Here is a 17,561-nt window from a genome sequence, read left to right on the forward strand (position 1 = left end):
CAGCTCCTGATTCTATTACCACGATGGTCGCCGACCACGATGGGGTCTCCGTGGTCAGTGTGAGCGGCGAGATCGATTTGGTCACCGCTCCGGTCCTCGAACAAGCCATCGGCGCAGTGGTTGCCGAGGGTCCGACGGCGCTGGTCATCGATCTTTCCGCGGTGGAGTTCCTCGGTTCGGTGGGGCTGAAGATTCTCGCCGCCACCTACGAGAAGCTCGGCAAGTCCGCCGACTTCGGCGTGGTCGCGCGGGGCCCGGCGACCAGGCGGCCGATCCATCTGACCGGTCTGGACAAGACGTTCCCCCTGTACCCCACGCTGGATGACGCGCTGACCGCGGTGCGGGACGGCAAACTCAACCGCTAGGACGCCCGCGTCACTCGGGCTGCGTTTGGCCGGCGGCGCGTGCGGTTATCCGGCGTTGTAGGGGGTTCCGGAACGTCGAAGGGCTGGGAGATGAAGATCCGTCGTTCCACCGCGTGCCGGTCGCTGATCGCCGTCGTCGGGTGTTGCCTGCTCGGCGAGGTTCTCTGCCCCCCGCCGGCGCTCGCCGCGCCCCGTGTGAGCACCGCGTATCTGCGGCCGCACGACAAGGCCGCGGCCAGCCTGCGCGACTATGTGCGCACGCACCCGCAGCAGTACGACGACCTGCGCGGCATCATGGCGCCGGTCGTGGCGCGAAATCCGGGTCGCCCGTCAGCGGCCCCCGGCCAGCGCCCCGATGCGGGTGGATTCCAGGTGGTCCAGCAGGTCCTGCGCGTCGGCGAAGACGGGTGACGCGCCGGCGTCCTGCAACTCCGTGCGGGAGATGCCGCCACTGAGCACCCCGATGCAGGGGAGCCCGGCGTTCGCCGCGGCGTGCGCATCCCAGACCGCGTCGCCGACGAACACGGCTTGTTCGGCTCCCACGCCGGCCCGCTCCAGGGCGACCCGCATGATGCCGGGTTCGGGTTTGGCGGTGTCGACGTCGCGCGACGACGTGGTCGCGGCGATGACGTCGTCGCAGTCGAGGACCTTCAGCAACGCCTCCAGTTCGTCGCCGGGCGCCGAACTGGCCAGCACCACCTGCAGGCCGAGCGTGGCGACGTGGTGCAGCAACGCGCGGGCGCCCCGCAACGGGGCCAGCAGCGGGATGGCCTCGCGGTAGTAGCGGCTGTGCGCGTCGCTGAGCCGTTCCCGCACGTCGTGGGGCGCGTCGCACGAAAGCATGCGGACCAGCTCCGCGCCGTCCATGCCGATGCAGCGGTGGATGTGCCAGGCCGCGACGGGCAGGCCTTCGGCGTCGAAGGCCCGTTGCCAGGCGTGGACGTGCAGGTAGTTGGAGTCGACGAGCGTGCCGTCGACGTCGAACAGGACCGCGGGGCTATTCATGCGCCCGGCATACCCACACCACGTCCGGTTGACACCGGCGAGTGGGCAGGGGCGTTTGGCCCCCGCGCCGGCGGGTGGACGCGGTGGACACTTTCGTGGGATTCACTCCGAACGGCCCTGGTACGCAACCCTTCTCCCGTGGAGCGACGTTGGACCCGATCGATTACGAACGCACCACCCGCGGCCGTGCCGGCGAAACCGTCAACCACGGCGCTAATGTTCCGGGCCCGATCATCGTGGCGCTGATCCTGGCCCCCTGTCCGGGGTGGTCTCGGCCCTCCGGCTGATGCGCATACACCGCGGCGTCCGCGAGACGGAAGTGCGCCGGCACGCCGCGCGGCCCGACCAGCCACCGCCCCCGCCGGCCAGCTGACCGGACCGCCCCGGGGGTGTCGCGGTGGCCGCCCCGGCCCGTATCGACTGGCGGACGTGCAGATTTTTCCGTTTCGAGGGTGTGACCGGTACTCCAACGGGGTAGTGCATGAGCCACGGGTGATGAGTACAGGAAAGTGCGTCAACCCGCCACCGACGAGAAAGGAAAGGCCATGACGACCGCAAGCGATTACGACGCACGCCGCGTATCAGACACCGAGCACTCCGACATCGGCTCGCTCCGCGAGCTGGCACCCACCCGGCCCGAGACGTCGACCGCCGTTGTCGACCAAGACCCCAACGATGTGCACTTCTTCGAGTTGCCGGGCGCGGACCTGTCCTCCGAAGAGCTGTCGATCACGGTGATCCCCCAGCAGGCCGACGAGTTCACCTGCTCGAGCTGCTTCCTGGTGCAGCACCGCAGCCGGTTGCGCAACTCCGGCCCGGGAGTGGCGATCTGCGCCGACTGCGCGTGACCGGATCGCCGTAGACTCGGGGGATGGACGGCACCCTGGTTTTCGACGGGCGATGCGGGATGTGCACCCGGGCTGCCGGGCGGCTGGACCGCCTGGATCGGACCGGCCGACTCCGCATCGAACCGTTTCAGGCGCCGGGCATGGCCGACCGCCTGGGTGTTCCGGGCGACCGGCCGCCCAAGTCCGTGTGGTGGCTGGACTCGTCGGGCGCCGTCTCGTCGGGGGCCCGGGCCATCAACTCGGCCCTGTCCGCGGCGCTCGGCACGCCGGTGCCGTTGTGGATCTACCGGATTCCCGGGGTCGGCGCCGCGCAGAACGTCGTCTATCGCTGGGTCGCCGCCCATCGCTATCGCTTTCGCGGGGTGACACCGCTGTGCGAGGCCGAGCCGCAGCGCTGCGGTTGAGCCTATGATCCCCGAAAGCCGTGGTGCATAACGTTATTCAGCCGTGTCAGGTCGTTTCCGCCGCGCTGTCTGCAGCGTCTGCGACGCCGGGCCGCTTCGGCTTGCTCACGGACGGCTCGGGCCAGATCGCGGGTCTGTCGGGCCCGGCCGATGGCATCGTCGAGCACCGGCGGGGCGACGGACTCCTGCGCCTCGCGCCCGACGGCTCGCGACCGGTGGGCCTTCTGCCGGCAGGCATTGCTGCACTAGCGGGCGTCGGCGCGGGCGTGGAACGTGACGGCATGTTACAGCTATCCGTAACAGTCGTTGCCTAATCGTGCGAAATCGATTGGTGAACAATGGTTATCGCGACAGATTATCGCCGCCGTGATCTTGACGGAACGACCTCGCCGATAGTTCACTGGTGGCACCTGCCGATACCCCGCCCGGTGTGCGCGGAATCGGCGTCGGTGTCGAATGCACCGGTTTCGCGACAGCGAAGGTGCCGGTCGTGGTCGGCGAGAATGGCGTGAAGGAAAAATCGGCCTACGGGGCCCGGCCCTTCGGAGTGTTCGAACCCCGCCGGGGCCGACCTGGACCTCGATGCGACGTTGTACCGCATCGTCAGCGCCGCGATGACCGTGACGGGGGCCCGCTACGGGGCGGTGGGCGTGTGGGCGCCGGACGGCACGCCGCCTCGTTCGTGCCCGCTGGGATGGATCCCGACACGCCGAGACTGGTCGGCCACCCGCCCGTGGGTAAGGGCGTTGCGCCTCGACGATCTGACCAGGCATCCGGCCGCGGCGGGATTTCCCGCGCACCACCCGACGATGCGCGCCTTCCTGGGGATGCCCGTCGTCGCCCGGGCGCGTCTTCGGCGACGTCGACGAGATCACGTTGGAGGCACTGGCCTCGGCGGCATCGGCGGCGATCGACAACGCGCGGATGTTCGACCGGGTCAGCGCGGCCGCCCGGTGGACCGGCGCGAGCCGGGAGATCACCACCGCCCTGTTGTCGGAGGCCGACCCGGATCTGCAGCCGCTGCAGCTGATCTGCGAGCGGGCGGCCGAACTCACCGATGCGAGCAGGCGACCGTGCTGGTGCCCGCCGACCCCGAGCAGGCCAGCGTCGACGTCGACGCCCTCGTGGTGTCCGCCGCGGTCGGTAGATACTCGGATCAGGCTCTGGGACAATGCATTCCGATCTCAGGCTCGACGGCCGGCGAGGTGTTCCGGCCCGGTGAACCCTTGATCACCTCTTCGCTGTATTGCCCGGCCGACGCGATCACCAACCTGGGGGAGCGGTCGGCGATCGTGATGCCGCTGTCCGCCGAACAGCAGACGATCGTCGTGATCGTGTTGACGCGCAACGGCGCCGCACCGCCGTTCGACCCCGCATGCCTGCACCTGGTCGGTGATTTCGCCGGTCACGCCGCGATCGCCGTGATGCTGGCGACGACGCGGCGCTTCGCGCGGGAACTCAGCCTGCTGACCGATCGCGAACGCATCGCGGCGGATCTGCACGACCTCGTCATCCACCGCGTCTTCTCCGTCGGCATGGGCCTGCAGAGCGTCGCCGCACGGCTGCGCTCGCCCGAGTTGGCGGCGCGGGTGAGCGGCTTCGCCAACGAGCTAGAGGACGTCATCAACGACATCCGGGTGACGGTCTTCGACCTGCCGCGGCCCGCCACGCCCCGCCGCGGTTTCGCCGAGTGCATCCAGGATGCGGTTGCCCGGCTCACCGAGGGCGGGGACATCAGCACCTCGCTGAGCATGGCGGGCCGCCTGGCCGCCGTGAGCGAGGAACTCGCCGAACACGCCGAGGCCTTCCTCGTCGAAGCGCTCGGCCATGCCGTGCGCCACTCCGGTACGACCCGCATCGCCGTCACCGTCGGCGTCGACGACATCAGCGCCGAGGTGAGCGACGACGGGCCCATCCGGGCCGATGACCGGCGCCGTTGTGGCCTGGCCGACCTCGCCCGCCGCTCAGGGGAAACCGGCGGCCGCTGCGTCGTCACCAGCTCCGCCACGGGAGACACCGTGGTGAGCTGGAGCGCGGCGCTGAACCAGCGAACCCGCTGACGGACTTTTCTGGGTCGGGGTGGCGGGATTCGAACCCACGGCCTCTTCGTCCCGAACGAAGGGGTCATCTGCCGACCTGGTACTTGTCTGTACTGGATAGCCTGTACGGAACCGATAGACAGGCAGGTGAGGGCACCTTTCCCCGATCCCGTCTGTCCAATGAATCCAAGGAATACCAAGAGTCCTGACACGCACCAGACACGCGGCACCGGCGACATGTCACGTCCCCTACCTCGCACGGAACGCCGGTGTGGTGCGGTGGAATGGGTCTGTGACCGAGCACGACCTGGACGCGCTCCTCGCTGACATCACGGCGCTGGAAGCCGACGACGACCTCGATACCTTCCCCTGGACGGACGCGGCGCGGTGGACTCCGCCCGAGCCCGCGCCCGCGCCCGCACCACGACCACGACCACGCCGCCGCACGCGGGCACCTCGTACAGGGACGGTGTACGGGCGTGGTTACGTGCCGATGCCGCCCGACGACGCGCTCGACCGAATCACCGATCCGGGCGGTCTGACCATCGACGGCGAGCGGTACGCCGCGCTGCTGCGGGAGTACGGCACGCCCTGACCTGCGCGTATCTACGTCCCCGCGCGGCGGTGTCGGTGGGCTGGTGCACGATTCGGACTATGAATACGAAACAGATCGACGCCCTCGTCATCCACGCCGTGTCATGCCTCGCGCCGCGCCCCGCGCCCCTTGACCCAGACGTGTTCTTGTACCAGCGCATCGCGGGCGGCTACGTAGAAGCGGTGTACGGGCAGACGGCGGCGGGGGAGCGTGCCGTCTTCTACGTCCACGAGGACGGGATACGGCTCGGGCTACCACTCAACCGCACGGCTACGCGGCATGTGGCACACCTTGAACCCGGCGGTGTTCGTCCCCTTGTTCGGGAACGTCATCGTGGTCGGGGTGGACGGCTGCGAGGACGCCAGCGTGCCCGAGGGCGTGGTGGACGCGGCACTCACGGCGCACTGCGAGGTCGAGATAACGGGATGGTTCGAGCGCATCCGCGCCGCGCACGGCTAGGCGTCTGACCAGCGCATGTGGTCGTCCCCGCGCGGTGTCAGCGCGCGGCTGAGAGGCGCGGGATGCGCGGGATCGGGAGCTGGGTCGTGACCACGGTGTGCGCGAGGATGGCGTTGACGTGGCGCTGTTCCAGTTTGAGCAAGGTGTCCAAGTTCTCGCCCGTGGGGTCAGCGTCGAACACGGCGCGGGCGGCGGCGATGGCGTCCACACCGGGGTCGTTCCGGGCGAGGTCGTCGTCCGCCTTGGCTTGCACCTGGCAGACGGCAGCGAGGGTCAGCGCGATGTCCGCAAGTTCCCTTGCGTCCGTCCCCCGCGCGCCTTCGAGCGCCTTGACAACCTCACCCAGCGCGACCGCGAGCGCCGCGAAACCGCCCGTGAGCTGCGCGTTTCCGTGTCCTTCGGTCACGACAGGACGGTTCCCGGCGTCATTGCCGAAGCGGGCGGGGCTGCGCTCAGGGGTGTCGCGGCGGGTGAGGGCTTCGCGGGCTCAGACGGCTTGACGGGCTCAGACGGCTTGACGGGCTCAGACGGCTTGTCCTTGTCCACGTCGTCGTGCTTGTCCTCGTGGTCCGATGCGAGGGTGACCCCGCCGCTGTCGCCGCCGTCGTGGTGGTCTTGCCCCGCGAGGAGCTTGTCGAGGGCTTCGGGCGTGACTTCTTGGCTGTCCCCGCCGCCCTGACCCATGCCCTGGAACAGGGAGCCGAGGTTCTGGATGATGTCCGCGCCGGGGGTGTGCTGAGTTAGCTGACCGAGCTGTCCCATCGCCCCTTGCATGGCTCCCATGCCCTGTCCGAGGAGTTGCTGCATCTCGCCGCCACCGCCCGGTGCGCCGCCCGAGCCCATGAGCTGCCCGACCTTGGACTGCACGTCCGAGGGGAGGTCGGGGGTAGCGCCGCAGTCACTGCTACCGCCCGGCATCGAGTCGGGGACGGACGGCTCATCCCCGTTGACGAACTGGTCCTTGAGCTGGTCGTGCGTCTCGTCGTGCTGACGCTTCACGCCCTCGACGGCTTGCTTGTTGCTCGCGACGATCTGGTCGTATTCCTCCTTCGCGTCCTTCTGCATTCCGCCCGAGGCTGCCATGCGTACCTTGAGGGCTCCGACCTGCGCTTCATGTTGTGCTGCAATGGAATTGATCTGCGACTTCGCGTTGGCGGTGTTCATCGCGAGGAGTCCCGCCACGACGGCGCGGTTGCCGTGGAACTCCCCGCGCCCGGTGAGGTTACCGGCGCGGTGGGTCATGGTTGAGGTCGCCGCGTCTGCGGTCATCCCCGTCATGTTGCCCGCAACGGCGGCGTGCATCGTCTGCACGGCTGCCGCGCCCGTGTGGGCTCGTCCCGCCGCGTCCACTTCGCCGTGCGCCACCTGCGCGTGGTCGTCCTCATTCCACTTGGGCCACGAGTCCTCGCTGACGATCTTGTGCCAGTCGGGGGTGTTTGCTGGTTCGATCATTTCCTGCTCCTTGCTACTTGGTGCGGTCAGTTCGCCGACGCCGTGCCGGGGTCCATGCCCGACACGTTGCTCGACTGTCCAGGGTTGGACGCCGCGCTCGCGGTCGTGTCGGACGGGACGCCAGGCGCTCCTGCGGTCTGCACGGGCTGCCCTGGCGTCGAGGTAGTGCCGTGTCCCTCCTCGTTCGGGACGCCGACCGGCTGGTCGAGCGATCCGCTGCCCGAGTTGGGCTCGGCGAGGCGAAAGATGCCTTGGTTCGGTCCATCGAAGTTCGCGACATCGCTGAGTTTCTTGACCGACTGGTCCTCCATTAGCACGTCCCCGTTGCCCAGGAACACGCCCTGGTGTCCCTGTCCGGTGGACACGATGTCCCCTGGCTGCATCTGGCTCGGCGGAACCTTCTCCCCGATGTCCTGTCCCATCGGCGGGAGCTGGTAACCCGCCTCACTGGCAGCCATGTACAGGCTCTTGGGGTTGTTCGGATCGGCGTTCATGAGCTGCTTGACCAGCTCAGCCTCGTGCGCGGTCGGGAACGTGACCCGCTGCCCTGACGGCAGGGTAACCGAACGTGCCTCGGGCGAGTTCGGGTCTACTGGCGCGGGCTGAGTTCCGTCACCCGCGACAGGCGGGACAGCGGCGGCGGGGTCGGCGGTGTGGTCGGGGTCGCCCACGTCCGCCTTCTTGTCCTTGTCGTGATCCTTGTCCTTGTCGTCCTTGTCGTCGGTGTCCTTGAGGGCGTCGTCCTTCTTGTCCTTGTCGAAGGGGTCGTCCTTGAGGGCGTCCTTGTCCTTGTCGAACGGGTCGTCCTTGGGGTCGTCCAGGGGCTTCATGGGCGGCATGTCGGGCATTCCTCCGCCAGCCGGTGCGCCTCCGCCCATCGACGGCATCGACGGCATCCCGCCGCCAGGCATCCCGCCTCCGCCGAGCGGGTCGCCACCGCCGAGCGGGTTGGCGTCAGGCTTGCTGTTGAGCAGGGCGTCCAGCTTCTTGCTGAGGTCGTCCTTGGACATATCGGCGGGCTTCACGTCACCTGTCAGCACCGTCTTCGGGTCGCGCGTCTCGTCCTTGGGCTTGCCCTTGTGTCCGTCTCCCAGGTTGATCGGGGTCGCGTTCGGGGTAACCGTCCAACCCCCGGTCTGTTCGTCCAGTGCCTTCACCGCGCTATCAGCCTTGGCTTGGGCGTCAAGCATCGCCTTCTTCGGCTTGTCGGTGTCCAGGTGCTCGTCCATAGCCTGGTACACGTCCCACAGTCGCCATGCCGCCATCCCGCCAGCGCCGACCAGCGCCATCGGGCTGGTTCCGAACGGGATAAGCCCAAGGTCTTGCCACTTGAGGTGCAACTGCTCCCAGCGGTTAGCCAGCAGGTCTCGGGCTTGGTGGATGACGTTGTGGAGTCCGTCCAAGTGGCTCTGCGCCGCCGTGTCAACCGATTCGACGGCATGGGTCGCGGACTCGTACACGTCCTGGGTCTTGCCTGCAATCGCGGCGATGTCGAAATGTCCGCCGGGACCGTACACGGCGTTAACACGGTCCACCCACTGCTCGCCGCTGTGAGAGTTCAACGCCCCGCCCACCGTCTCCAGGGCTTCCACGATGCGCTTCATGGGTGCTTCGAGGGCTTGCCCAGGGTCGAGTTTGCCTACGGCTGGGGGCATTTCAGCGCATCCCTCGCCGCACCCGGTGGGGTCGTACGACCAGGTATGGGCGGGGTCGCGGTTCAGGGTCGCGGTGTTGAGGCGGTCGATGCTCTTGTCCCAGCCGTAGACACTCTTGTCGCCGCCGTTCTCGTCAGGATCATCCACGTCGCCCACCCCGGACACGGGCAGGTACAGCGTCGGCTGCCCCGCGCGGTCTGGGCTCGGCGGCGTGTGCTTGAGAACGTCCGTGTTCATATCAGTCTCCTTGTCGGTTAGGCGAGAGCGCCGGTGTCGATGTTGTTGAACTTCTCCGAGTGCTCACGTTCGCTGTCCTCGTGTGCGCGGCAGATTGCGTCGATGGCGTCGGCGTCGTGTGTGAGCTGGGTGATGATTCCCTGCACGACTTGCTCGTACTGGTGGTCAAGTGCGGCAAGGGATTTCGTCATGCCAGACGCGCACGGCATCACGCCTCCGTCACGGGTAGGCGTCCCCGCGCCGTCCGTGCTGTAGTGCTTGGTCAACTCCGCGATGGCAGCCTTCATCTCACCCGGCGCGGTATGCAAGGCATCGGCGGCGCGGCGCAGCTCCACCGCGAACGCTCCCAACGCCTCAGTGTCGATTTCGATTTCGCCCGTGCCGCCGTGACCAGCACCGAACGACTTGCCATTACCGGCCACATCGGTGCCGTTGGGGATTCCTGCCGCGCCGAGCGCGTCACTCAGGGACTTGATTGGTCCGCCGCCATCGCCGCCTCCCATAGCCCCCGCCGCCAGCAAGCCCAGCCCTAGTGCGCCAACAGCACTGCTCTTAGGGTGCTTCTTGACGAAGCCGATTCCGTCTGAGAACAAGGACTTACCCTTAGCCGCACCCTTCTTCGCGGCGTCCGCGAGGGCTTCCTTACCGCCTTCGCCTGCCTCCACGGCGGTCTTCTCGGCTGCGGACACGCCCTCAGCGGTCTTCTCGGCTGCGGACACGCCCTCTGCTACCTTGGCGGTGTCCTCTACACCCTCAGCGGCTTTCGTGCCCATACCAAGGAACTCGGCTATGACCTTCGGCGCTCCCCGTGCCGCGAACTCGATGAGTGGTTCAGTCATGATGCCGCTCCTTCACTGATGCTGGTTACGAGCTTCAACACGGGAAACAGCGCCCGCGCGAAGTCCTGGGTGAATCCTGATGTTGGGCTGGTCAAGTCGTTCCGTAAGCAGGACATGAGCGTCCTGAATCCGCTTCCGTAGTGCCACGTCTCGCCGCTTCCAGTGCCTTCGTGCGTTGCGGCGGTTGCACCTACCACGGCGTAGGGGACACCGCGCGGGGCGTCCGTGTTACGCACCGAGGGAGCCATGTCACCGATCCAGGCGTTGAGGTTCTGGATGACCTCGCCCACACACAATCCGTCCCTCTCGGGCGGGGCGAGGGCTTGTTTGCGGAACACGTCCAAGTCAGGGCGCAAGTCCGCCATCGCGGCGCGCTGTCCGATGGCGGCACCCACCGCGCGGGCGGTGTGTTGACGGTTGGTCATGTCAGCGCCCCCTCGTGGTGTAGGTGGTGCATACGTCCACCACGTCCGCGTTGTTGCGTGCAGCCTCGAACCCGGCGCGGAACGCCCTGGTGGGAATACCGTCCGTGCCGAACATCTCGGTCTGGTTGAACACCTCGGTAGCACGGTCCTCCGTGACCTGTGTGAACCGCGCGGCGATGAATGCCCCGCTAGCGCAGTCCGCGCGGGCTTCCAGGGTCGTGTGGTCTACCTGGTCCCTACCTGCGTAGTGCTCCACGGCGTGTCCGACCTCGTGTCCGAACACCTCCGCCACGGCAAGGTCTCCGCTGTCGCGGCGTAGTCCCTCGACAGCGGTCGAGTCGTAGTAGACAACTCCATCACACATCGCCGCCATGTCGTCGTGCCACGGGCACGGGTTGGCGTTAACGTCAGCCACCACGCCGGGCAACGGGAACTTCTCCCCATGCTCCGACCAGTACGCGGTCGCGTTGGCGACGATGGCGGGCACTAGTTCCGCCACGGTCAACTCCCTACGCGGCTGCGGTACGTCCCCCGTGGGTGGTGCTGGTACCGATGCTGGGGTCGGGGTCGGGGTACCCGCCTCCACGACGGGAACGGTCTCTGTGTGGCTTGCTGTGGGATGTCCCTCGACCGTCTGCGAGCACGCCGAGATGGACAGCGCCATACCCAGCGCCGCCAGTGTCGTTGTGCCGTAACGGATCACGATTCCCACCTCCCCCGCTCCTTGTCCTCGGTCACCGATGAGTTCGGTGTGAGGTCGGGCTTCTCAGCCGTCGTACGTCCCAGGATTCCGCCCTCTACCGCGTCCTCGATTGAGTCCATGCCGTGCTGCTTCGGGTCGGACGACTTGATGTCCGCGCGGGGCTTCGGCTTGCTTCCGCCCGCGCCGCCTCCGCCGGGGACGCCCGCGCCCATTGGACCGCTCATCATGCCGCCCTGCGGTGGTACGGGTTGAGCGCCTCCGACCGCGCCCACGGCGGGACGGTTGAGTCCGCTGATGTCGGCGCGAGTGTGTGCGCCTTGTATAGTCGCGCCCCGCTCCATCGCCGCGCCCGCTGCCGCTCCAGCGGCACCTGCTGCGGCGTCCCCGCTGAGGTCGGTCTTGAGGTCATCCAGGGGATCGCTTCCCTTGTCCTTGTCCTTGTCCTTGTCCTTGGGCAGGGTTGCGCCCCGCATCGGGGGCATGGACGGGGCTCCTCCGCCCGCGCCTGGGGACGCCCCGCCCTGCGGCATCTGGGGTGCCTGGGGTTGCTGCGCCATTGGAGGCATCTGCGGCTGTCCCCCGCCGAGCATCGGCTTGGCTTGGTTACCTGCGTCCGAGGTGTCGCTGGACAGGCTCGTGTCGCCCGCGCCAGCGCTTGAGCCGTCCCCGCTACCGCCTGAGCCTCCGCCGCCGGTGAACGGGTCGGTAGACGACGATCCGCCGTATGCCTCTCCGCTGCCCCAGTGCCCGCCGAGTGCGGTCGGTACGGTAACCCCGCCCAGTGTCCCCACGGTGGGCTGAGTACCGGATGCGTGGACCTCTACCGCGTTGTCGTGTTCGCGCTTCACGTCCTCGTACTCGTTCATCTTCTGCGCCTTGGCGTTATCGCCCTGCGCTTCGTCCAGGCGGCGCTTCGCCTCTTCTACGTCCTGCACGGAGGGAGCCTGGGCGAGTTGCTGGTCCACGGCGTGCTGCTGCTGGCAAGCCTGGGCGATTTCCGATGCCTTCATCGCCATCGCGGACTCCCACTGCCTCTGGTCGGCGATGATCCCGTTCACGGCGTCGGCGGTCGCGCCCTCCCCGTCGATGGGGTCGAGGGCAGGGAGCGAGTTGAGAGCCTCCGCGAGCGCGTGGAACTGCGCTGCGGCGTCGTGGAAGGCGAACTCGCTTGTGCTTGAAGGCATCTCGTCTCCTAGATCGCTACCGGCTTGTCGCCAGTCGTGGGGGCGGGCTTGGTGGACGTACCGCCATGCGGCGCGATGTCGCGGGCGCGGTCGCCAATCCTGTCCATGTCCTTGGCGTTCTTGTCCTCAGTCGCGTCGTGCTTGTCCGTCGTCTTGAGGAGTGCATCAGCCTTCTCCGAGAGCGTCCGCACGGCGTGATCGGCTTCGGTCGCGAACTTGTCCGAGAGCGCCTTCAGCGAGCTGACAGCGCCGTGGTACACCTCCTTGGGTGCGTGGTGGGAGAGGAACTGCCCGGACGCCGTGTCGACGGTGGGCGGCAGTGCCGCAAGGGATTTCGCCGCCTTCTGGAGCGCGGCGGCGCGCTCCTGTAGCACGGCAGCAGCACGGCGTAGCGCGGCGGAGTCGGTCTTCACCGTCGTCTGTCCAGTCGTACCGAGCGTGGTCGGGGTTGTCATGCCACCTGCTCCTTCCGTGTCCATGCCCACGCCGCCGCAACGCCCGTACCGAGCGCCAAGGCACCCAACACGGCTGGGAGGATGTAGTACCGCGCCGTGTCCGCGACGACCGTTACAGGCTCGGCGGTGGGGGCGTTGGTCGTGAACATCACCGCCGCGCCCTTCGGCAGCCTCCGCTCGGTCATGTAGAGGGTGTTCAGGTACGCCGCCCTCGCTTCGACCTGTTGACGGGAACCCGCCGGGGCGGAAACGACAGCGTGCCAATTCGCGCCCGTGCTCCGCTCGGGAAGGATGTATCCCGTCCGGCAATACCCGCACCAACTGTCGCACACCTCACGCGCTCGTCCTGGTGCTTCCTGGGCGAGGGCATCGCGGCGGGCTGCCCACTCAGACACGGGCGGCAGGTCGAACGAATTAGCAACGGGCGCAAGCAGTTCCGCCACATCGGGGCGGAACGCCACCGACACGTTGCTTAGGTCGTCGTCGCGGCACGGGTGCAGATTCAGCCGTGCGTCGTCGTCATCGTGGCATCCGTGGCGCTGCACCGCCCAACGGAGAGCACTACGGCGGTCCTCCTCGATGCGCTGCTGAGTCTCGGCGGGGATGCTGAGCGTGTACGTGGTCGATGTGAGGGGATGCGCGGCGATGACACCCGCACCTACACCGATACCTACGGCGGTCACGGTAAGCACGGCGGCGATGGCGGTGTGCTTGGTCATGATTACGCCCCGACTTTCTCGCTGATGTACTGGCTCATGCTGCGGGATGCGCCTATCGCCCGCGCTATCTCGCCGTGGCTCGCGCCCGCTGCTCGTGCTCGTGCTACTAACTCCGTCCGGCGGCTTCGTGCCGCCTGTCGCCCCGCCTCGTGCATAGCAAGGGCTGCCGCCGTGGCGGCTAACTCGTTCAGTAGTTCGGTCTTTGCTGACATGAGGAAAGTATAGCAATCCTGTACGGGATATGACCTGCTTGTCCGCGTGTCGCCGTACAGTGCTAGTTGACCTACCTACGTTGCTAACGTGCCGTCAACATCGCCCGCCGCGTGGCGATGAACCGTAGTAGCTCGTCGTCTGTCATCTCGTGGATGGACGGCTCTAGTGACGGGTTCGGGACTTCCGCCCCCGCCGTGGGCTCGGGCTGCGCTTGCGTACGTGTTGCGGTTTCCGGTATCGGGCTCTTGCCCCCGCCCTGTGCCGTGGGCTCGGGCTTCGTCTTGCCCTCTGCCGTGGGCTTGCCTTGTGCTGACGCCGTGGGCTTCGGCTCGGGCTTGCCCGTGGGCTTCGGCGTGGTCTTGCCCTCGGGCTGCGTGCGTGTTGCGGTGCCCTCGGGCTCACTCTTGCCCTGGGGCTTCGGCGACGCCTCGGGCTTGCCCTCTGTCTTCAGCTCACGCTTGCCCTCGGGCTCACCCGCCCCTGTGGGCTTGCCGCTGCCGTCCGCCTTGCCCTCTGCCTTCGCCGTGGGCTCATCGCTCACGCTTGCGCTGTCGCTACCGCTTACGCTCTCGCCCTCGTCGTCATCGCTTGCGCTCTCGCTCTCGCCGTGTTCGGGTGAGGCTTCGGTTGCGCTATCGCTGTCGCCTGCGCTCTCGCTCTCGGGTGCGTTCTCACGTGAGGGTGGGGTACCGCCCGCTATCTCCACCATCACGTCCTCCAGTGATTGCCCTACCTCCACCAACTCATCCATGAATGCGCTACCGACTTCACCGGCAACTTCACCAAACGCCCGCCCGACTTCACCGGCTACCTCGCCAACGTCACGGGCTAGATCACCCGCCAGATCACCGACTGACGTGCCCGCCATCGCTAGCGCGCCCCTCACGGCGTCCGCCATCCGCCACATTGCGCCGCGCTCGGCTTCCGCCTGTTCTTCCTTCTCGGCGGCTTCCTCGTCCTTGTCAAACATGCGCGCGGTCGCTGCTTCACCGCTGAGTTTCGCCGCCGCCTTGCCGTGCTCAACTGCTGCATCAGCCGCCGCTGCTGCCGCGCCTTGCCACTCTTTCGGTAACTGTGAGAGGATGCCCGACTTGTACCGATCCCCCGCCTTCGGGTCGGTGAATCGTTCGATCAATCGGGCGGTTTCCACCGCGTCCGCCAACGGCTGCATCACTGCGGGGTCGGCGTGACTTGTACCGTCCGCCTCCTCTACCCAGTTCTTCGGGTTCATGCCCGCGTCGTGGTATTTCTTGCGGGCTTTCTTGAGTTCCCGCTTCGCCCTTGCATTTTCACGTTTGCAATTGTGCGCCATGCAACGCTTCCCGCCTTCAGCCCTAGACTGACACATGACGGCTCGCCCTCCGTTCCCACTCCTCGGCGCTTGCGGGGATGTACAGCCCGGCGGGTAGTTGTACCGCTAGGTTCCCTTCTCCCCTAACGATTTTCAACCGTTCATCGGTCACGGGTACCGCCGTCCTAATGCCCGCCGCCATCGCCCCAACCGCCGCCAACGCCCCGACTTGCGGGCGAAATGCCACGGCGCGGTCGGTGCCATCGGCGAGGGTTTCGCGCGGTGCCGTGACCCCGAACGTGTCCTGAACAGCTTTAGCCAGTGATGACATTGTTGACCCTTTGTGTTGATGCCCACACAGCCAGACAAGACATGTGGGATAAGGGAATTCGGCAACAGGGACGCCCTGTTTGTGCAACCTGTCCTCGATCAGGGCGTGCAAGGCTAGCCGCCGCGCTGCGGTCGGGTCACTCGTTCCCTTGCCGCCCGCCCCGCTGCTGCCCCACTGCTGCTTAGCCATCACTACCAGCGCGGGCTTGCCGTTGCCGGTCAACTTGTGCATCACTTCATCGGCTGCTGCGCTCGCCCGCTGCCACTGTGAGAGGGGCGTGTGGTCCTTGCCCTCGGGGCGTACCAGCACCCGCCCAATCCTCGGCTGCGGGTCGGCGTCGGTGATACGTGAAAACGACACGACAGCACTAAGGACATCCACCGCCCAGACACTCCGCTCGCTCCGTGTCATAGGTCGAACCCTCCAGTGCTCGGCTCGGGCTGCGCTGCGGGCTGCGCGGGGTTCGGGATGAGTCCACGCCTTTGCGCCTCGGCAAGGGCTGCCAGTAGCGCCGCGTCATCCAGTGGTGAACCGCTCGCGGCGGGCGCGGGCGGTTCTTGCGTACGTGTTGCGCTCGCGCTTGCGGGGTGTGCGCCTGCGCCCTCGGGGGCTCGCCCCGCCAACGCCGCCGCCACCGCCCACTGATCGGGTACGGGCTGCGCGTCCGCCAGCGCGTCCTCCAGGTCGCCGGGGCTGATGTACCCAGCTTGTCCCAAAACCAGCCCCGCGCCTTCGGTGTCCATGACGAACCGCCCACGTGCGCTGATGGGGATGTTCGACGGGTTCAACTGTGGATTTCCCGGAATGCTGCCTAGTGTCATCTGCGTCATGATGTCATTAGTCATCCTGAAGGCGATTTTGAGTTGTGCATTATCGCGGATGTCGGTCGGAATGCTTTCAGCACTCGGGCGCTGCGTGGTGATAATGACGACAATTCCCGCGCTTCGTCCCATTCTTATCAAATTCTCGACACATTCCCTGATTTGATTTTGAATGGTCGCCTTCGCTTTATCGGTGGACGGTTTCAGCCATACCTGAGCCTCGTCCAGCACCGCGAAAACGGGCTTAACGCCCAGGTCAGCGCGCTGCTGAGGGGTCAAGTGCCAGAACGACGCCGCGCCTAGCCGTTTGTATATAGCATCCCCGCGTAATGTGCGCAATTTCTCCAATCGCTGCATTGTTTCCAGCGGGGCGTCAATATCGCCGCTGTTGTCGTAAACTCGACAAATGTGACGGAGAGGGTGCAAATCCCTTTGTGCTTTTCCATCAAAAACGTACAGCTCGGTGTTGTTTTCCATTCCCCGGAAAACAGGTAAAAGGCTCGCCGTTTTACCCGATCCCGCCACGCCGCCGATAATTACGCCTGACGTGTCGCGCCACGTAATCCACACCTCGCGCCCGTTCGAGTCGATACCCAAAAGGCTGCGGAATTTTTCATTATCCCAGGCTCCCGTGGTGAGATTCGCCAGGGCGGAAAATGGATCGCGGTCGTTAAATCGGATGAGGATGTCGCCGGTGTCGGTCTCGTGCAAGGTCAGGGCATCGCTGTTGAAACCCCTGGCTTTCAAGGCTGACCTGAGCAACGGCAGCTTCGGCTTCCACTTCTCCACGCTGTCGCCGTCGCGGTGCGCGTACGTCAGCTCCAGCCCGCCCGCGCGGATGCACACGTCGGTCAACGTCGGGACGTTGCGGGTGGTCACGGTTCGCGGGTACACGCCATACGTGCCCGTCATCTGCTCGGTGGTTTTGTCATCCATGACTAGCCCGGCGGCGTCGAAAACCCTCGCCATCGCCCCGTCGTCGCGTAGACGGGTCAGCGCGGGGTACTTAGTCACCACGTCGGACAGGGCGGCGCGGTGCGCGACTAGAAACTCGGGCGGTAACGTGCTCCCGTGCTTGTTCTGCAAAGACACCAGCGCGGCGTCGTTCCTCTGAAAACTCCCACCCCCAGGGCGTAGGGCAACCAGTGCACCCAGCCCGTGACGGCGGACTTTCACGTCCACGTCGGCGGGCGGCTCACACCTGAAATCCCAAACGATGATCGGCTTATTGTTCCCGCGCGTTGCGCCCGTCCAGATAGTGCGCGGCTCGGTCAGGATCGCCTTCTCGGCGGCGGCGGCTTCACGGTCAGCTTCGGCTTGTGCCCGTTCGGCGATCTTGCGCCGTTCCTCACGGGCGCGTAGTTCGTCCTTCGCCATCTGCTGACGGATTCGGTCAGCCTCGCGGGCTTCCTGTTGCGCTATGCGCTTCCGTTCCCTAATCTCCGCCTGTTGTATCTGCCAGCGCTCGCGGGCGGTCGGCTCATAGCCAGGGGTACCGCCAAACCCAAACAGTCCCATGTG

General features: G+C 66.7%; 20 protein-coding genes. 7 read left to right on the plus strand and 13 right to left on the minus strand.

The annotated features are described in order from the left end of the window. The first annotated feature begins 23 nt into the window (after positions 1 to 23). Together AB8998_RS02040 and AB8998_RS02045 are read left to right on the plus strand one after the other, a co-directional pair. On the plus strand, positions 24 to 365 hold the full coding sequence (locus tag AB8998_RS02040) for an STAS domain-containing protein (protein WP_369741393.1): 342 nt from the start codon (positions 24 to 26) through the stop codon (positions 363 to 365). A 90-nt stretch (positions 366 to 455) separates the two neighbouring features. Continuing rightward, entirely contained in the window at positions 456 to 776 is a 321-nt protein-coding gene (locus tag AB8998_RS02045) for a heme-binding protein (protein ID WP_369736579.1), read from the plus strand. On the opposite strand, the gene AB8998_RS02050 is transcribed toward AB8998_RS02045, so the two are convergent. Further along, a complete protein-coding gene (locus tag AB8998_RS02050; protein WP_369736580.1) occupies positions 696 to 1,370 on the minus strand; it encodes an HAD family hydrolase in 675 nt (224 codons plus the stop codon). The genes AB8998_RS02045 and AB8998_RS02050 overlap by 81 nt on opposite strands. Before the next feature lie 545 nt (positions 1,371 to 1,915). Here AB8998_RS02050 and AB8998_RS02055 point away from each other — a divergent pair. The 5 genes from AB8998_RS02055 to AB8998_RS02075 all read left to right on the plus strand — a co-directional run bounded on the left by AB8998_RS02055 (position 1,916) and on the right by AB8998_RS02075 (position 5,715). Continuing rightward, entirely contained in the window at positions 1,916 to 2,218 is a 303-nt protein-coding gene (locus tag AB8998_RS02055; protein WP_369736581.1) for a DUF4193 domain-containing protein, read from the plus strand. 23 nt (positions 2,219 to 2,241) lie between these two features. Next, entirely contained in the window at positions 2,242 to 2,622 is a 381-nt protein-coding gene (locus tag AB8998_RS02060; RefSeq protein WP_369736583.1) for a thiol-disulfide oxidoreductase DCC family protein, read from the plus strand. 1,073 nt (positions 2,623 to 3,695) lie between these two features. Beyond that, positions 3,696 to 4,682, plus strand: coding sequence for a GAF domain-containing sensor histidine kinase (locus AB8998_RS02065; RefSeq protein WP_369736584.1), 987 nt, complete (start codon positions 3,696 to 3,698; stop codon positions 4,680 to 4,682). Positions 4,683 to 4,953: 271 nt separating this feature from the next. Beyond that, positions 4,954 to 5,256, plus strand: a complete 303-nt coding sequence (locus tag AB8998_RS02070; protein ID WP_369736585.1) for a hypothetical protein — start codon at positions 4,954 to 4,956, stop codon at positions 5,254 to 5,256. A 279-nt stretch (positions 5,257 to 5,535) separates the two neighbouring features. After that, positions 5,536 to 5,715, plus strand: a complete 180-nt coding sequence (locus tag AB8998_RS02075) for a hypothetical protein (protein ID WP_369736586.1) — start codon at positions 5,536 to 5,538, stop codon at positions 5,713 to 5,715. A gap of 37 nt (positions 5,716 to 5,752) precedes the next feature. Here the strand turns inward: AB8998_RS02075 and AB8998_RS02080 are convergent, their stop codons facing one another. The 12 genes from AB8998_RS02080 to AB8998_RS02135 form a co-directional block, all read right to left on the minus strand. After that, positions 5,753 to 6,121, minus strand: a complete 369-nt coding sequence (locus AB8998_RS02080; RefSeq protein WP_369736587.1) for a hypothetical protein — start codon at positions 6,119 to 6,121, stop codon at positions 5,753 to 5,755. After that, complete coding sequence (locus AB8998_RS02085; RefSeq protein WP_369736589.1) at positions 6,118 to 7,167, minus strand: hypothetical protein; 1,050 nt, start codon at positions 7,165 to 7,167, stop codon at positions 6,118 to 6,120. The genes AB8998_RS02080 and AB8998_RS02085 overlap by 4 nt, the downstream gene beginning before the upstream one ends. A gap of 26 nt (positions 7,168 to 7,193) precedes the next feature. Beyond that, positions 7,194 to 9,059 carry an NlpC/P60 family protein gene (locus AB8998_RS02090; protein WP_369736590.1) on the minus strand — a complete coding sequence of 622 codons (1,866 nt, stop codon included), beginning with the start codon at positions 9,057 to 9,059 and terminating at the stop codon, positions 7,194 to 7,196. Positions 9,060 to 9,076: 17 nt separating this feature from the next. Beyond that, positions 9,077 to 9,898 (minus strand): hypothetical protein, encoded by an 822-nt coding sequence (locus AB8998_RS02095; RefSeq protein WP_369736591.1) that lies wholly within the window; start codon positions 9,896 to 9,898, stop codon positions 9,077 to 9,079. Continuing rightward, on the minus strand, positions 9,895 to 10,323 hold the full coding sequence (locus AB8998_RS02100; RefSeq protein WP_369736592.1) for a hypothetical protein: 429 nt from the start codon (positions 10,321 to 10,323) through the stop codon (positions 9,895 to 9,897). The genes AB8998_RS02095 and AB8998_RS02100 overlap by 4 nt, the downstream gene beginning before the upstream one ends. A gap of 1 nt (position 10,324) precedes the next feature. Then, positions 10,325 to 11,035 carry a neutral zinc metallopeptidase gene (locus AB8998_RS02105; protein WP_369736594.1) on the minus strand — a complete coding sequence of 237 codons (711 nt, stop codon included), beginning with the start codon at positions 11,033 to 11,035 and terminating at the stop codon, positions 10,325 to 10,327. Continuing rightward, the gene (locus AB8998_RS02110; RefSeq protein ID WP_369736596.1) at positions 11,023 to 12,210 is read right to left on the minus strand and encodes a hypothetical protein; all 1,188 of its coding nucleotides are present in this window, start codon (positions 12,208 to 12,210) and stop codon (positions 11,023 to 11,025) included. Before AB8998_RS02110 ends, AB8998_RS02105 begins: the two co-directional genes overlap by 13 nt. Positions 12,211 to 12,218: 8 nt before the next feature. Beyond that, a complete protein-coding gene (locus tag AB8998_RS02115) occupies positions 12,219 to 12,665 on the minus strand; it encodes a hypothetical protein (RefSeq protein WP_369736597.1) in 447 nt (148 codons plus the stop codon). Continuing rightward, positions 12,662 to 13,384: a hypothetical protein gene (locus AB8998_RS02120; protein ID WP_369736598.1), complete on the minus strand. Its 723-nt coding sequence runs from the start codon at positions 13,382 to 13,384 to the stop codon at positions 12,662 to 12,664. The genes AB8998_RS02115 and AB8998_RS02120 overlap by 4 nt, the downstream gene beginning before the upstream one ends. 295 nt (positions 13,385 to 13,679) lie before the next feature. Next, complete coding sequence (locus tag AB8998_RS02125; RefSeq protein WP_369736600.1) at positions 13,680 to 14,909, minus strand: prolipoprotein diacylglyceryl transferase; 1,230 nt, start codon at positions 14,907 to 14,909, stop codon at positions 13,680 to 13,682. A 22-nt stretch (positions 14,910 to 14,931) separates the two neighbouring features. After that, complete coding sequence (locus AB8998_RS02130) at positions 14,932 to 15,630, minus strand: hypothetical protein (RefSeq protein WP_369736602.1); 699 nt, start codon at positions 15,628 to 15,630, stop codon at positions 14,932 to 14,934. Next, positions 15,627 to 17,558: an ATP-binding protein gene (locus tag AB8998_RS02135; RefSeq protein WP_369736603.1), complete on the minus strand. Its 1,932-nt coding sequence runs from the start codon at positions 17,556 to 17,558 to the stop codon at positions 15,627 to 15,629. The genes AB8998_RS02130 and AB8998_RS02135 overlap by 4 nt, the downstream gene beginning before the upstream one ends. Positions 17,559 to 17,561 lie beyond the last annotated feature (3 nt).

Source organism: Mycobacterium sp. HUMS_12744610 (assembly GCF_041206865.1).
Lineage (GTDB): Bacteria > Actinomycetota > Actinomycetes > Mycobacteriales > Mycobacteriaceae > Mycobacterium > Mycobacterium servetii.

Bases quoted from the DNA above. Each gene is read 5' to 3' on its own strand.
- AB8998_RS02060 (WP_369736583.1), top strand. From the start codon at position 2,242: ATGGACGGCACCCTGGTTTTCGACGGGCGATGCGGGATGTGCACCCGG.
- AB8998_RS02085 (WP_369736589.1), bottom strand. From the start codon at position 7,167: ATGATCGAACCAGCAAACACCCCCGACTGGCACAAGATCGTCAGCGAG.
- AB8998_RS02050 (WP_369736580.1), bottom strand. From the start codon at position 1,370: ATGAATAGCCCCGCGGTCCTGTTCGACGTCGACGGCACGCTCGTCGAC.
- AB8998_RS02045 (WP_369736579.1), top strand. From the start codon at position 456: ATGAAGATCCGTCGTTCCACCGCGTGCCGGTCGCTGATCGCCGTCGTC.
- AB8998_RS02100 (WP_369736592.1), bottom strand. From the start codon at position 10,323: ATGACCAACCGTCAACACACCGCCCGCGCGGTGGGTGCCGCCATCGGA.
- AB8998_RS02095 (WP_369736591.1), bottom strand. From the start codon at position 9,898: ATGACTGAACCACTCATCGAGTTCGCGGCACGGGGAGCGCCGAAGGTC.
- AB8998_RS02115 (WP_369736597.1), bottom strand. From the start codon at position 12,665: ATGACAACCCCGACCACGCTCGGTACGACTGGACAGACGACGGTGAAG.
- AB8998_RS02125 (WP_369736600.1), bottom strand. From the start codon at position 14,909: ATGGCGCACAATTGCAAACGTGAAAATGCAAGGGCGAAGCGGGAACTC.
- AB8998_RS02120 (WP_369736598.1), bottom strand. From the start codon at position 13,384: ATGACCAAGCACACCGCCATCGCCGCCGTGCTTACCGTGACCGCCGTA.
- AB8998_RS02090 (WP_369736590.1), bottom strand. From the start codon at position 9,059: ATGAACACGGACGTTCTCAAGCACACGCCGCCGAGCCCAGACCGCGCG.
- AB8998_RS02075 (WP_369736586.1), top strand. From the start codon at position 5,536: ATGTGGCACACCTTGAACCCGGCGGTGTTCGTCCCCTTGTTCGGGAAC.
- AB8998_RS02130 (WP_369736602.1), bottom strand. From the start codon at position 15,630: ATGACACGGAGCGAGCGGAGTGTCTGGGCGGTGGATGTCCTTAGTGCT.
- AB8998_RS02110 (WP_369736596.1), bottom strand. From the start codon at position 12,210: ATGCCTTCAAGCACAAGCGAGTTCGCCTTCCACGACGCCGCAGCGCAG.
- AB8998_RS02135 (WP_369736603.1), bottom strand. From the start codon at position 17,558: ATGGGACTGTTTGGGTTTGGCGGTACCCCTGGCTATGAGCCGACCGCC.
- AB8998_RS02055 (WP_369736581.1), top strand. From the start codon at position 1,916: ATGACGACCGCAAGCGATTACGACGCACGCCGCGTATCAGACACCGAG.
- AB8998_RS02040 (WP_369741393.1), top strand. From the start codon at position 24: ATGGTCGCCGACCACGATGGGGTCTCCGTGGTCAGTGTGAGCGGCGAG.